Origin of the sequence: Hafnia alvei (assembly GCF_034424155.1) — a bacterium.
GTDB lineage: Bacteria > Pseudomonadota > Gammaproteobacteria > Enterobacterales > Enterobacteriaceae > Hafnia > Hafnia alvei.
The window spans coordinates 499,092-513,386 of sequence record NZ_CP139992.1; the positions used below are offsets into that span (position 1 = coordinate 499,092).

Annotated in this window: 12 protein-coding genes; 11 read left to right on the forward strand and 1 reads right to left on the reverse strand. The window is 50.3% G+C overall.

Annotated elements, in window-relative coordinates; translation table 11 throughout:
- Positions 1-73 precede the first annotated feature (73 nt).
- Complete coding sequence (queG, locus tag U0008_RS02300) at positions 74-1,219, reverse strand: tRNA epoxyqueuosine(34) reductase QueG (protein ID WP_025798746.1); 1,146 nt, start codon at positions 1,217-1,219, stop codon at positions 74-76.
- Here queG and nnr point away from each other — a divergent pair.
- The 11 genes from nnr (at position 1,218) to U0008_RS02355 (ending at position 14,049) form a co-directional block, all read left to right on the forward strand.
- On the forward strand, positions 1,218-2,726 hold the full coding sequence (nnr, locus tag U0008_RS02305; protein WP_043490665.1) for a bifunctional ADP-dependent NAD(P)H-hydrate dehydratase/NAD(P)H-hydrate epimerase: 1,509 nt from the start codon (positions 1,218-1,220) through the stop codon (positions 2,724-2,726). The two genes, queG and nnr, sit on opposite strands and share 2 nt — an antisense overlap.
- A gap of 89 nt (positions 2,727-2,815) precedes the next feature.
- Positions 2,816-3,286, forward strand: a complete 471-nt coding sequence (tsaE, locus tag U0008_RS02310; protein ID WP_025798750.1) for a tRNA (adenosine(37)-N6)-threonylcarbamoyltransferase complex ATPase subunit type 1 TsaE — start codon at positions 2,816-2,818, stop codon at positions 3,284-3,286.
- Positions 3,287-3,289: 3 nt separating this feature from the next.
- Entirely contained in the window at positions 3,290-5,068 is a 1,779-nt protein-coding gene (gene amiB / locus U0008_RS02315; RefSeq protein WP_043490667.1) for an N-acetylmuramoyl-L-alanine amidase AmiB, read from the forward strand.
- Positions 5,069-5,118: 50 nt separating this feature from the next.
- Complete coding sequence (gene mutL, locus U0008_RS02320) at positions 5,119-7,038, forward strand: DNA mismatch repair endonuclease MutL (RefSeq protein WP_043490670.1); 1,920 nt, start codon at positions 5,119-5,121, stop codon at positions 7,036-7,038.
- Positions 7,039-7,061: 23 nt separating this feature from the next.
- On the forward strand, positions 7,062-8,009 hold the full coding sequence (gene miaA / locus U0008_RS02325) for a tRNA (adenosine(37)-N6)-dimethylallyltransferase MiaA (protein ID WP_043490673.1): 948 nt from the start codon (positions 7,062-7,064) through the stop codon (positions 8,007-8,009).
- A 311-nt stretch (positions 8,010-8,320) separates the two neighbouring features.
- On the forward strand, positions 8,321-8,626 hold the full coding sequence (hfq, locus tag U0008_RS02330) for an RNA chaperone Hfq (RefSeq protein ID WP_025798759.1): 306 nt from the start codon (positions 8,321-8,323) through the stop codon (positions 8,624-8,626).
- 98 nt (positions 8,627-8,724) lie between these two features.
- Positions 8,725-10,005, forward strand: a complete 1,281-nt coding sequence (gene hflX, locus U0008_RS02335; RefSeq protein ID WP_025798761.1) for a ribosome rescue GTPase HflX — start codon at positions 8,725-8,727, stop codon at positions 10,003-10,005.
- Positions 10,006-10,075: 70 nt separating this feature from the next.
- Positions 10,076-11,332, forward strand: coding sequence for an FtsH protease activity modulator HflK (gene hflK / locus U0008_RS02340; RefSeq protein ID WP_040046321.1), 1,257 nt, complete (start codon positions 10,076-10,078; stop codon positions 11,330-11,332).
- Positions 11,332-12,333 carry a protease modulator HflC gene (gene hflC, locus U0008_RS02345; protein WP_025798765.1) on the forward strand — a complete coding sequence of 334 codons (1,002 nt, stop codon included), beginning with the start codon at positions 11,332-11,334 and terminating at the stop codon, positions 12,331-12,333. The genes hflK and hflC overlap by 1 nt, the downstream gene beginning before the upstream one ends.
- A 119-nt stretch (positions 12,334-12,452) precedes the next feature.
- Complete coding sequence (locus U0008_RS02350) at positions 12,453-12,653, forward strand: DUF2065 domain-containing protein (RefSeq protein ID WP_025798767.1); 201 nt, start codon at positions 12,453-12,455, stop codon at positions 12,651-12,653.
- Between the two features lie 97 nt (positions 12,654-12,750).
- A complete protein-coding gene (locus U0008_RS02355) occupies positions 12,751-14,049 on the forward strand; it encodes an adenylosuccinate synthase (RefSeq protein ID WP_040046318.1) in 1,299 nt (432 codons plus the stop codon).
- The last annotated feature ends 246 nt before the right edge of the window (positions 14,050-14,295 follow it).

Consider the following 14,295-nt stretch of genomic DNA (forward strand, 5'->3'; position numbering starts at 1 on the left):
AACTAAATTTATTTTTATGCACAGGCGAAGGGCAACAAAATTTAACGCTGATAAACATGATATTCCCAGTCGGTCATGCGTCTCTCGGTAGGCCTTTCTCAATGGCTCTAATAAGCCGTTTCTGTTGGCTGGTCTGAATTTCTATTACGTTTTCACTACGTTTTTCTTGCTGCTGTTTAACCGCCCATTCGATATGTTCATCTAAAACTTCAGACAATCCCCTTCTTGATTGCAGCAGAGGAATAATCTGTGCGTCGTAGGGAGCATTACCCAAAGCGACGCTAATATTACGCAGCCAGCGTAGATGCCCAATGCGACGAATGGCTGAACCCTCGGTGATTTTTAGGAAAGTCTTTTCATCCCACTGAAACAGCGCGATCAATTCAGGCGTGTGCAGATTTTGGCGCGGGCTAAAATCACCTTCTTCTGTTAGCTGAGAAAAACGATTCCACGGGCAGATCATCTGGCAGTCATCACATCCATAGATTCTGTTGCCCATCAGCGGCCGGAACTCTTCCGGTATGGCGCTTTCTAGCTCGATGGTGAGATAGGAAATGCAGCGGCGGGCATCCACGACATAAGGCTCAACAATTGCGCCGGTTGGACACGTGGTGATACAGGCCACGCAGCGGCCGCATTGCTCGTCTTGGGGCTTATCAATAGGGAGTGGGAGATCGAGTAATAGTTCACCTAAAAAGAACCAGGAACCGGCCTCTTTGTTTAAAATAAGTGAGTGTTTACCAACCCAGCCAATTCCGGCTTTAGCGGCTAGTGGGCGTTCTAAAATGGGGGCGGAGTCCACAAATGGGCGAGAGTTAACGTCGATACCAACGCAATACTCTTGGATCATATCGCCTAAACGCTTAAGTCGATTACGTAGCAGTTTGTGATAATCCCGCCCAAGGGCGTAGCGGCTCACATAGCCTAGCTGTGGATTTTTGAGTGTTTTAGCAAAAGACGCGTTTGCTGGAAGATAGTTCATGCGCACGCTGATAACCCGCAGGGTGCCGGGATGTAATTCGTGTGGTCTGGCTCGCATCATGCCGTGGCGCGCCATCCACTCCATCTCACCGTGATACTGCTTATCCAGCCATGCCTGCAGGCGCGGCTCTTCAACCGAAAGGTCGGTATCACATATTCCAACCTGCTGGAATCCTAGCGATTGCCCCCATTGCTTGATATGTTGGGCTAACTGATTGAGATCGAGGGGGTGTGTCATGACGGGCCATTTTCAGAAACATTTCAACTCCAGTTTACCATATTCTGTTTATCCTGCGGATAACGTCCGTGAGCTTGAGCAGCGAGCGGTATCTGAGCTGGGATTGTCTTTGTATCAGCTAATGGAACGTGCGGGACAGGCGACTTTCCATCGTGCGCGGCAATTTTATCCCACCACTCGCCGCTGGTTAGTGTTGTGCGGTCATGGCAATAATGGTGGTGATGGCTATGTCGTAGCGCGTCTAGCGCGGCAATTAGGCATTCAGGTCACGTTGGTTGCGGTTGAGCATAATGGGCCGTTACCGCCGGAGGCGCAGCAGGCACGGGATGCATGGATACGCACCGGTGGCGAGATTCAGGGCGTTAACACGGAATTTGCTGGTGATATTGAACTGATTATTGATGGCTTGCTCGGCATTGGTTTACGTGCGGCACCGCGTGAGCCGTATGCGTCATTGATTCAAGCGGCAAATCAGCATCCTGCCCCGATACTCTCGCTTGATATTCCCTCTGGTCTGAACGCCGATACCGGCCATGCCGATGGCGCTGTTATTCAGGCTCAGCACACTCAAACGTTTATTGCCTGCAAACCTGGGCAGCTCACCGGATATGCCCGCGATGTGATTGGCTCATTACATTGTGACGGGTTAGGGTTATCTCACTGGCTCAAAAAGCAGAATGCGCCGATTGCGCGACTTGATGCCAGTCTGCTGAATACCTGGCTGCATCCTCGGCGCCCTTGTTCACATAAAGGCGATAATGGCCGTCTCGTGCTGATCGGCGGCGATCACGGTATGGCTGGCGCTATCCGAATGGCGGGTGAGGCCGCGCTGCGTAGCGGTGCTGGGTTAGTGCGAGTACTTACTCACATTGAGCATATTGCGCCATTGCTGACGTCGTGCCCTGAGATGATGGTGCAGGCGTTAACCAAAGCCTCGCTTGAGGCCGCGCTTGATTGGGCTGACGTGATTGTGATTGGCCCCGGCTTAGGTCAAACGGCGTGGGCGGGCCAAGCTGTGCAGCAAGTTCAGCGTTTCGACAAACCGATGCTGTGGGATGCTGATGCGCTGAATTTATTGGCAGAGTCACCGAGCGTGAATTCGCAGCGCATTTTGACACCACATCCTGGCGAGGCGGCAAGGCTACTAAATTGCAGTGTGGCTGAGATTGAACTAGATAGAATAAAGGCGGTAAAAAAACTTCAGCAAAAATATGGCGGTGTGGTGGTGCTAAAAGGTGCCGGAACGCTGATTGCCAGCGAAAAAAAAGTATCCGTCGCGGACGTGGGGAATCCTGGAATGGGAACCGGCGGGATGGGAGACGTTTTGTCTGGTATTATCGGTGGTTTGCTGGCACAAAAGCTTCCGCTGTATGATGCTGCCTGTTCAGGATGTGTGGTACACGGTGCGGCGGCTGATGAAATTGCGGAAGAGTTTGGTGAGCGAGGCATGTTAGCGACAGATCTTTTTGCCGTTATTCGTCATTATGTGAACCCTAAGATGGCTTAAGAGTCTGACGTATTGCCCTAGCAAACTGTTATCGAACACGCTGATCCTAAAGAAAAACCTTAATAAAGAACCAGTAAGAAATAACTATTATGAAAAACATCGTACTTTCTTTGCCGGATGAAACGGCAACCATCGCATTGGGTACTTCACTGGCGAACGCCTGTGATAGTGCGACCGTTATTTACTTATATGGTGATTTAGGTGCGGGCAAAACCACCTTTAGCCGTGGTTTTTTACAGGCGTTGGGCCATAAGGGCAATGTTAAGAGCCCAACCTACACTTTGGTTGAACCCTATGCGTTAACGCCGATGAACGTCTATCACTTCGATTTATACCGCTTGGCCGATCCTGAAGAACTCGAGTTTATGGGGATCCGCGACTATTTTGATGAGAATGCCATCTGTTTGGTGGAATGGCCGCAGCAGGGTGAAGGCTTTTTACCAAATCCAGATCTGAGCCTGCATATGGCTTATCAGGGCGAGGGCCGAGAAGCGTCGATTGACGCTCATACGCCACATGGCCAGTCGATTTTGGCACGATTGAACGGGCAACAAGGGTAGTCGATGATGCGCATGTGGAAGCGAATCTGTACGGTAACGTGGCTAGGATTGTTAGGGTTGCTGTTCTCTGGCGTGCTCAGTGCGGCGCAGCTGACCAATATTCAGGTTTCAAACGGCAAAAACGAAGCGCGCGTAACGCTGAGCTTTAACGGAACGCCCTCCTATACTTTTTCTTCCCAGCCCAGTTCAAATCGGGTGCTGGTTAATATTTCTGAAACTAAAAAAATCACCAGCGGCCTGCCTATGACGTTCAGCGGTGAGAATATGCTGAGCCAAATTCGGGCGGGGAGTATTGCGGGTGATAATAACGTTCAACTGATTTTTGATGTGACGCGTAAAGCCAAGGTGAGTGCCTCTAATCAAGGGCAGATGGTTGTTTTTACGCTGAAATATGATGCCCCTGTCGCGGCGCCCAAACCGGTGTTTAATCAACCGCGTACGACCTCTCATAGTTCGACGAGAAGCGTAGCGCCGGCTCCTGCGCCATCAAACGGTGGAAACCCGTTTAATCCAACTAAGCCAACGGTGGTCACCACCACTGAAACGCCAGCCGTTCCTGTTTCGCGCCGTAGTTCGCGATCTGATGGTTCGCAGGTGGTGGTGGCGATCGATGCCGGACACGGTGGGCAAGATCCCGGCGCGATTGGCGGTAATGGTCTGCGCGAGAAGAACGTAACGTTAGCTATTGCTAAGCGTTTACAGAATTTAATGGATGACGACCCGATGTTTAAGCCGGTATTAACCCGCACCGGCGATTACTTTATTTCTGTCATGGGGCGTTCCGATGTGGCGCGTAAGCAACAGGCCAATCTGTTGATTTCAATTCATGCGGATGCGGCACCAAATCGCAGTGCGACAGGTTCATCTGTATGGGTGTTGTCAAACCGTCGTGCTAACAGTGAAATGGCGGGATGGCTGGAGCAACACGAGAAACAGTCAGAGTTGCTGGGTGGTGCGGGTGATGTGTTAGCTAATAGCGGCGACGATAAATACCTTAGCCAAGCGGTTCTCGATCTGCAATTCGGCCATTCCCAGCGCGTTGGTTATGACGTCGCGGTGCAGGTGATTCGTCAGATGCAGTCCATTGGTAATCTGCATAAACGTCGCCCTGAACACGCAAGTCTAGGCGTTCTACGCTCGCCGGATATTCCGTCTCTGCTGGTAGAAACGGGCTTTATTAGTAATGCTGGCGAAGAACGCTTGCTGGGCAGCGCTGCCTATCAAGAGAAAATCGCGCAGGCTATTTATAAGGGGGTGCGGAGCTATTTCCTTTCGCATCCGTTGCAAAATGGCCCAAAGGTCGAAAACCGGCCGCAGAGCTTCGTGTCGGCCGGTAGCTCTAGCAAAACACCAATAGCAAGCCGTGGCGCGAGTGAGAGCAGTTTCTCAGCGAGCAGCGTGAGTTCTGGCGCGACGCAGATCCACGTGGTGAAGCGTGGGGAAACCTTGCTGGGCATAGCTAATCGCTACGGAACGACCATGACCAAGCTGATGCAGCAAAATAGCTTGAAGAAAGAAGGCGTTTGGGTTGGGCAAAAGCTGAAAGTCCCCGCGGGGAATCGCGTAGCCGCTACAGCAGTATCCCCGTCGTCGAACAAAACAGCGGTGAGCAAAACGGCAAGCACCAAAGCCAAGCGTGTGACTCATACGGTAAAACGTGGCGATACGTTGACAAAAATCGCCGCTAGCTATGGTGTGAGCATGAGCAAAATCCAGCAGGCTAATAAGATGAAATCAGGTGAAGTCCAGATTGGACAAACGCTGGTGATCCCACAGGCGTAAGCTTTGATTCCACTCTTTGTTATTTAAGGTTCTCTAACCAAGGAAAACGTATGCCGATTCAGGTTTTACCTCCGCAGCTTGCCAACCAAATCGCCGCGGGCGAAGTGGTGGAGCGCCCTGCATCGGTGGTTAAAGAGCTGGTGGAGAACAGTTTAGATGCGGGAGCCACGCGGATCGATATTGAGATCGAACGCGGCGGCGCTAAGCTGATCCGCATCCGTGATAACGGCTGTGGGATTAACAAAGACGAATTGGCCTTGGCGTTAGCGCGCCATGCCACGAGTAAAATAACGTCACTTGACGATCTTGAGGCCATCATGAGCCTCGGATTTCGTGGCGAAGCGCTGGCGAGCGTCAGTTCGGTCTCGCGCTTAACCATGACGTCGCGTACCGCCGAGCAAAGCGAAGCATGGCAGGCCTACGCCGAAGGGCGTGATATGGCGGTAACGGTGAAACCTGCCGCTCATCCGATAGGCACAACCGTTGAAGTTTTAGATCTGTTCTACAACACGCCAGCACGGCGCAAATTTATGCGCACCGAGAAGACGGAGTTTGGCCATATTGACGAAGTGGTGCGCCGCATTGCTTTGGCTCGATTTGACGTAACGATTCAACTGCATCACAACGGTAAAATGATGCGCCAATACCGTGCGGTCAAAGAGGATGGGCAAAAAGAGCGCCGTCTAGGATCGATCTGCGGTACCGCATTTATTCAGCATGCGCTGGAAATAAAATGGGAGCATGGTGATTTAGCCATTCATGGCTGGGTTGCCGATCCGGTGGGTTCGCGTCAGCTAACCGAGATGCAGTACAGCTATGTTAATGGCCGTATGATGCGCGACAAATTGATTACTCATGCTATCCGCCAAGCCTATCAAGATCAGCTGAAAGATGACCAGCAACCAGCCTACGTTCTCTATTTGACCGTTGATCCGCATCAGGTTGACGTCAACGTGCATCCAGCCAAGCATGAAGTGCGTTTTCATCAGGCGCGTTTAGTGCATGATTTTATCTATCAGGCGGTGATTTCGGTATTGCAACAGGCCGAACAGCCCTCGTTGCCCGAGGTGGTGGCTGAAGCGGAAGAAACGCCGCGTTGGGAGCCGGAAAACCGCGTCGCGGCAGGCGTTAACCAGTTTAGTAAAACCCCGATGCGTGAACCCTCACCGGCATACGGAAAATCAATCTCGCACGGTTCTGCTTCTGAGAAGCGTGCACTGAGTGAAAATCGTCACTTTTCTGCGGGTGACGGCTATCAAAAACAGGAAGGGCAGCTATACCAGCGTTTGATGCAGGTTCCTGAAAAACGGATGCCTCAGCCGCAGGTGGTGCAACAGCAAGACGTTCTCTCTGCGGAAAATAGCCGCAAGCCAGAGATGTTCCCGCAGCCTGTTTGCGCGCCGTTGCAACACGGTGAGAATAGTTTTGGACGCGTTCTGACGATCTGTGAGCGCCATTATGCGCTGCTAGAACGCCAGCACGGCGTGGCCTTATTAAATTTAAACGTCGCTGAAATCGAGCTGCGTCAGGTGCAGCTACTACCAAGTGCAGAAGGTTTACGCCCACAGCCGCTGTTGATTCCGGTTAAGCTCACGCTGAATGCAGAAGAAATCAAAGGCGCGCAAAGCGGTGCGGAAACGTTAAAGAATCTAGGCATTGATCTTATCTTGGAGCGTCAGCGAGCCACGTTACGGGCCGTACCGCTGCCGTTACGTCACCAGAATCTACCGCAGCTTATCCCTGCATTTCTTGCCTTCTTAGCGGCCACGCCAGAGGCGGAATCAGCGGTGATAAGTAAATGGCTAGCCGGTCAATTAATGACAGAGCGTGAACAATGGAGCGTTTCCCAAGCCATCCAATTGTTAGCCGAGGTTGAACGGCTTTGCCCTGTGCTGGTAAAGTCGCCGCCTTCTGCGCTATTGCAGCCCGTAGATTTAACGCCAGCGCTGGTTTCGTTACAGTCCCATTGATTAAGAGCTGAATAAAATATTTTATGATTAACGCCAATAATTCTCTTCCTCCCGCCATTTTTATTATGGGGCCGACGGCGTCTGGGAAAACGGCCCTTGCCATGTCGTTGCGCCAGCGCTTTCCTGTTGAACTTATTAGCGTTGATTCTGCTCTAATCTACCGTGGAATGGATATTGGTACAGCGAAGCCAACGGCTGAAGAACTCGCTCTGGCTCCGCACCGGCTGATCGATATCCGTGATCCGGCGGAAAGTTACTCTGCGGCAGATTTTCGCGCCGATGCACTGCGTGAAATGGCAGCCATTACCGCTGAAGGGAAAATTCCCCTCCTAGTCGGTGGAACCATGCTTTACTTTAAAGCATTGCTGGAAGGGCTTTCGCCTTTACCTGCTGCGGATCCAGAGGTTAGAGCCCAGATAGAAAAACAGGCACAAGAGCTGGGTTGGGAGGCGTTACATCGTCAGTTACAGCAGGTTGATCCTGTTTCTGCGGCTAGGATTCATCCAAATGATCCACAGAGACTGAGTCGCGCACTGGAAGTTTTTCTTATTTCGGGTAAAACTTTAACTGAACTGACTAAAATTTCAGGCGAAACGCTACCCTACAATGTGCAACAGTTTGCGATTGCACCTGCAACGCGTGAGCAGTTACACCAGCGAATTGCCCTGCGTTTTGAGCAGATGATGGCCGCGGGTTTTGAAGCTGAAGCCAGAGCCTTGTTCGAACGTGGTGATTTGCACACAGACTTACCTTCTGTGCGCTGCGTGGGCTACCGCCAGATGTGGTCATATCTGGAGGGCGAAATAGACTACGATGAAATGGTTTACCGTGGAATTTGTGCAACACGCCAGTTGGCAAAACGTCAGATGACTTGGTTGCGCGGTTGGGAGTCTGTGCATTGGTTAGATAGTGATGAACCGTTGCAGGCTCTGGAAAGTGTGGCACATGTTGTTCGTGCATCGCTTGATTGATTGTGTACAATTGAGGTGATTGGGCCGTAATTAGGCCGATGGGTACTTGAATCAGGGAGATTCATGCACCATATACTCATTATGTTTCACGTTGCAGACGCATGGTCTGTGTTTGTTCGCCGTAATTACATAGTCACCTGTGCATAACAGGGTTATCTATGCTTCATGGGGCTCACGAACATACGGTCTGTTGCTGGGATTATTTTGAGTAAAGTACTCAGTGCGCAAATTTTTACGCAGTTTATTTTGATTGGAGTCGTTGGACTCTTAGTAACATACAACAAACAACTAGCAAATAAGGAAAAGATAGAATGGCTAAGGGGCAATCTTTACAAGACCCGTTCCTGAACGCACTGCGTCGCGAACGAGTCCCAGTTTCGATCTATTTGGTGAATGGTATTAAGCTGCAAGGCCAGATTGAGTCTTTCGATCAGTTTGTCATTCTGTTGAAAAACACAGTTAGCCAGATGGTTTATAAGCACGCAATTTCTACCGTTGTTCCGTCTCGTCCGGTTTCTCATCATAGCAATAATCCGGGAACTGGCGGCAGCAGCAACTACCACGGTAGCAATCAGGCGTCTTCACCGTCGTCTCAGGACAGCGATGACGCTGAATAAGCCGCATCGTTCGTTATCTCAGTCGGAGGGTGTTAATGATCGTTTGTCATTGATGCTCTCCGTTCTCATCGGTCCTATCCGCTTGAGAGGTTTTACGTTTGTTTGACCGTTACGAAGCCGGCGAGCAGGCCGTATTGGTTCACGTCTATTTCTCCCAAGAAAGAGATATTGAAGATCTCAGAGAGTTTGAGTCCTTAGTCTCCTCCGCGGGCGTAGAAGCATTACGCGTTGTTACCGGCAGCCGCAAGGCCCCGCATCCAAAGTATTTTGTTGGCGAAGGCAAAGCCGAAGAAATCGCTCAGGCGGTTCAAGAAACCGGTGCCTCCGTCGTTCTTTTTGATCACGCATTATCCGCCGCCCAAGAACGCAATCTGGAAAAATTATGCCAGTGCCGCGTGATTGATCGCACGGGTCTGATCCTCGACATTTTTGCTCAGCGTGCACGTACCCATGAAGGTAAGTTGCAGGTTGAACTCGCTCAGCTACGCCATTTAGCTACGCGCTTAGTGCGTGGCTGGACTCACCTTGAACGTCAAAAAGGTGGGATCGGCTTACGTGGTCCGGGCGAAACCCAGCTTGAAACAGACCGTCGTTTGCTGCGCGATCGCATTAGCCTGATTTTGTCTCGTCTTGAACGCGTTGAAAAACAGCGCGACCAAGGTCGCCGTGCGCGTAGCCGTGCGGATGTTCCAACGGTGTCACTGGTGGGTTACACCAACGCCGGAAAATCAACGCTGTTTAACCACATAACCAAAGCAGATGTGTATGCTGCTGACCAACTGTTTGCTACGCTTGATCCGACGCTACGTCGTATTGACGTGGTTGATGTTGGCACCACCGTTCTCGCCGATACAGTTGGGTTTATTCGCCATCTGCCCCACGATTTGGTGGCTGCGTTTAAAGCAACGCTGCAAGAAACCCGTCAGGCATCACTTTTATTGCACATAATTGATGCATCTGATGCTCGTGTTGATGAGAATATTGATGCAGTGAATACTGTATTAGCAGAAATTGAAGCAGATGAAATTCCTGTACTGCTTGTGATGAACAAAATTGATATGCTGGATGAGTTCGAACCGCGTATCGATCGGAACGATGAGAATTTACCTATTCGGGTTTGGGTTTCTGCGCAAACCGGGGTGGGAATTGATTTATTGTTCCAAGCGTTAACAGAGCGCTTGAGCGGAGAAATTGCAAGCTACGAGCTGCGATTGCCGCCTGAGGCAGGACGTTTACGTAGCCGTTTTTACCAGCTTCAGGCAATAGAGAAAGAGTGGATTGAGGAAGATGGCAGTATTGGATTACATATCCGGCTCCCAATTGTGGAGTGGCATCGACTTTGTAAACGTGAACAAGAATTACTAAAGTATATTATTTAGTAACACTTGGTTAATATCACCTACTCAAATGAGTCTGAAGAACACCAATCATTGAAGAATGGAGCGAAACATGGCGTGGAATCAGCCCGGTAATAACGGACAGGACCGCGACCCGTGGGGAGGCGGCAGTAATAATGGCGGCAACTCCGGCGGAAACAACAATAATAAAGGTGGCCGCGATCAGGGGCCTCCGGATCTGGATGATATCTTCCGTAAACTGAGCAAAAAGCTGGGTGGACTGGGCGGTAAAGGCACGGGCTCTAGCAATTCAGGCAATCCACGCGCACCTATGGGTGGCAAAGTGGTTGGCCTTGCTATTGCCGCTGTGGTTGTCATCTGGGCAGCAAGTGGTTTCTATACCATTAAAGAAGCCGAACGTGGCGTCGTGACACGTTTTGGTAAATTCAGTCATCTGGTACAGCCAGGTTTGAACTGGAAACCGACTTTTGTTGATGAAGTGACTCCGGTTAACGTGGAATCTGTGCGTGAACTGGCAGCGTCCGGCGTGATGCTGACTTCGGATGAGAACGTGGTACGCGTTGAGATGAACGTACAGTACCGTGTAACCAATCCAGAAGAGTACTTGTTCAACGTAACCAATGCGGATGACAGCCTGCGTCAGGCAACTGACAGCGCGCTGCGTGCGGTTATTGGTAAATACTCAATGGATAAAATCCTCACCGAAGGCCGTACTATTATTCGTACGGATACCCAGAAAGTGCTGGAAGAAACCATCAAGCCTTACAAAATGGGGATCACCCTGCTGGACGTAAACTTCCAGACAGCGCGTCCGCCAGAAGAAGTTAAAGCTGCATTTGATGATGCGATTGCCGCGCGTGAAAACGAACAGCAATACATTCGTGAAGCTGAAGCTTACGCCAACGAAGTTCAGCCTCGTGCGAACGGTCAGGCACAACGTATTCTTGAAGATGCGCGTGCTTACAAAGATCGTACCGTTCTAGAAGCGCAGGGTGAAGTTGGTCGTTTCGCTCGCCTGTTGCCTGAATACAAAGCGTCTCCGCAAATTACGCGTGAACGTATGTATCTGGAAACCATGGAACGCGTATTGGGTAGCACCCGTAAAGTATTGGTTGATGATAAGAGCAATAACCTGATGGTTCTGCCTTTGGATCAGCTGATGCGCGGTGGCAAAACTGACGCAGCGGCGAAATCTGGCAGTCAGGATACTAGCCTGATTCGTTTAGACCCAACGCCTGCGGCAACCAAGTCGTCCAGTAATGCAGATTCAAGTAGCAGCAGCGTGATGGACCAGCGCCGGGCGAATGCTCAGCGTAACGATACCAATCGTCAGGGAGAGAATAACTAATGCGTAAGTCTCTATTACTCGTTCTCATTGTTATCCTGGTGGTATTGTACGCATCACTGTTTGTGGTGACTGAAGGCCAGCGCGGCATCGTACTGCGTTTTGGCAAGGTTCTGCGTGATGATGAGAACAAGCCTTTGGTGTACGCACCTGGCCTTCATCTCAAAATACCGTTCATTGAATCTGTCAAAATGCTGGATGCGCGTATCCAGACTATGGATAACCAAGCTGACCGTTTCGTGACCAAAGAGAAAAAAGACCTGATCGTTGACTCTTATATCAAGTGGCGCATCAGCGATTTCAGTCGTTACTACCTGGCAACCGGCGGTGGCGATGTTTCTCAGGCCGAAGTGCTGTTGAAACGTAAATTCAGTGACCGTCTGCGTTCTGAAATCGGTCGTCTGGATATTAAAGATATCGTAACGGATTCCCGCGGTAAGCTGATGGAAGACGTACGTGATGCACTGAACACCGGTACGGTAGATGATGCCACCGCAAGCGATGCAGATGATGCTATTGCGAGCGCAGCAGCACGTGTTGAGCGTGAAACTAGCGGTAAACAACCAGCGGTAAACCCGAACAGTATGGCTGCTCTGGGTATCGAAGTTGTTGACGTTCGTATCAAGCAAATCAACCTGCCAGCCGAAGTTTCTGACGCGATCTACAAGCGTATGCGTGCAGAGCGTGAAGCCGTAGCACGTCGTCACCGTTCACAAGGTCAGGAAGAAGCCGAGAAGCTGCGTGCGACTGCTGACTATGAAGTAACGCGTACACTGGCTGAAGCTGAGCGTCAGGGACGTATTACTCGCGGTGAAGGTGATGCGGTAACTGCCAAGCTGTTTGCCGATGCATTTAGCCAAGATCCAGACTTCTTCGCCTTCATTCGTAGCCTAAAAGCTTACGAAAATAGCTTCAAAGATGGCCAAGATGTGATGGTTCTGCGTCCAGACAGTGATTTCTTCAAATACATGAAATCACCAAACGGTAATGCAGCTGCTAAATAATCTTTGCTAGAGAAAACGTTCTGAATAAAGCGCGTTTTGACACTCGATTAGAAAGGCCCGTTTAGTCGCGGGCCTTTTTTTTGTTTGTTTTTTGATTTTGTCGACAGCCTGAGGGAAATATGAACTCTACAATTTGGATGGCATTAGGGTTGGTTTTGATCGTCGAAGGACTCGGACCAATGCTTTTTCCACGAGTTTGGCGGCGCATGATTGCAACGATGGCTCAATTACCTGACGGAGTTTTACGTCGTTATGGCGGCGGTCTAGTGGTTGCAGGGTTAGTTATCTACTACATGTTGCGTAGCCGTATGGGGGGCTAAACATCTTCGGATTTTTTGCGCAATCGTGTGCTGAAAAGTGCTGAAAGCTCCGAAATGTGATGGTAGAATCCATTTTTAACAACGTGGTGATAGTGAAATGGGTAAGAATGTCGTCGTACTAGGCACCCAATGGGGTGACGAAGGTAAGGGCAAGGTCGTAGACCTATTAACCGAAAGGGCCAAGTATGTTGTGCGCTACCAGGGCGGTCACAATGCAGGTCATACACTAGTCATTAACGGTGAAAAAACCGTTCTTCATTTGATTCCGTCAGGAATTCTGCGCGAAAACGTAACCAGCATTATTGCAAACGGTGTGGTATTAGCACCTGACGCTCTGATGCGTGAAATGACCGAACTGGAAGCCCGTGGCATCCCTGTTCGCGAACGTCTGTTACTCTCCGAAGCTTGTCCTCTGATCCTGCCATATCACGTGGCATTGGATAACGCGCGCGAAAAAGCACGCGGTGCGAAGGCTATCGGTACAACAGGTCGTGGTATCGGTCCTGCGTATGAAGATAAAGTCGCTCGTCGCGGTCTGCGCGTTGGCGATCTGTTCAACAAAGAAACCTTTGCAGTTAAGCTGAAAGAAATTATGGAATACCATAATTTCCAACTGGTTAATTACTACAAAGTTGAAGCAGTTGACTACCAAACCGTGCTGGATGAAGTTATGGCTGTTGCCGACATCATCACTGCAATGGTGGTTGACGTTGCCGATCTGCTGAACAAAGCTCACAAGAAAGGTGAGTTTGTGATGTTCGAAGGCGCACAGGGTACGTTGCTGGATATTGACCACGGCACCTATCCGTATGTGACTTCTTCTAACACCACCGCAGGCGGTGTTGCTACCGGTTCTGGCGTGGGTCCACGCTGTGTAGACTACGTACTGGGTATTGTGAAAGCTTACTCTACTCGCGTAGGTGCAGGTCCATTCCCAACTGAGCTGTTTGATGAAGTGGGTGAGTTCCTGTGTACTAAAGGCAATGAATTCGGTGCAACTACCGGTCGTCGTCGTCGTACTGGCTGGTTGGACGCTGTTGCTGTTCGCCGTGCCGTAGAGCTGAACTCTCTGTCTGGCTTCTGCATGACCAAACTGGACGTGCTGGATGGCTTAGACGAAGTGAAGATCTGTGTAGGTTATCGTATGCCGGATGGTCGTGAAATTGACACCACTCCGCTGGCCGCAGAAGGCTGGGAAGGCATCGAGCCAATCTACGAAGTTATGCCAGGTTGGAAAGAAACCACCTTTGGCGTTAAAGATCACAGCAAATTGCCACAGGCTGCACTGAACTACATCAAGCGTGTAGAAGAAGTGACAGGTGTTCCAGTTGATATCATTTCTACTGGCCCTGACCGTGAAGAGACTATGATCCTGCGCGACCCGTTCGACGCGTAATAGTTTGCATTGTGTTGTCTCTTGATGAACCGGGCTTTGCCCGGTTTATTACTTTAGGGCGTTACCTCCACGCTTGAAATCCGCAAGTCGAAACACCAAATATCCCCGATAAACGTACTCTTCTTGCTAAATCGCTAGTGGCTTTTGCCGTGGCTGGTTTATTATCCAAATAGATAGATCTATTTTTGGGATGAATTCCCAGTATTGATATCTCGTTTTATATTCTATTTTTATACTCAGTTATCG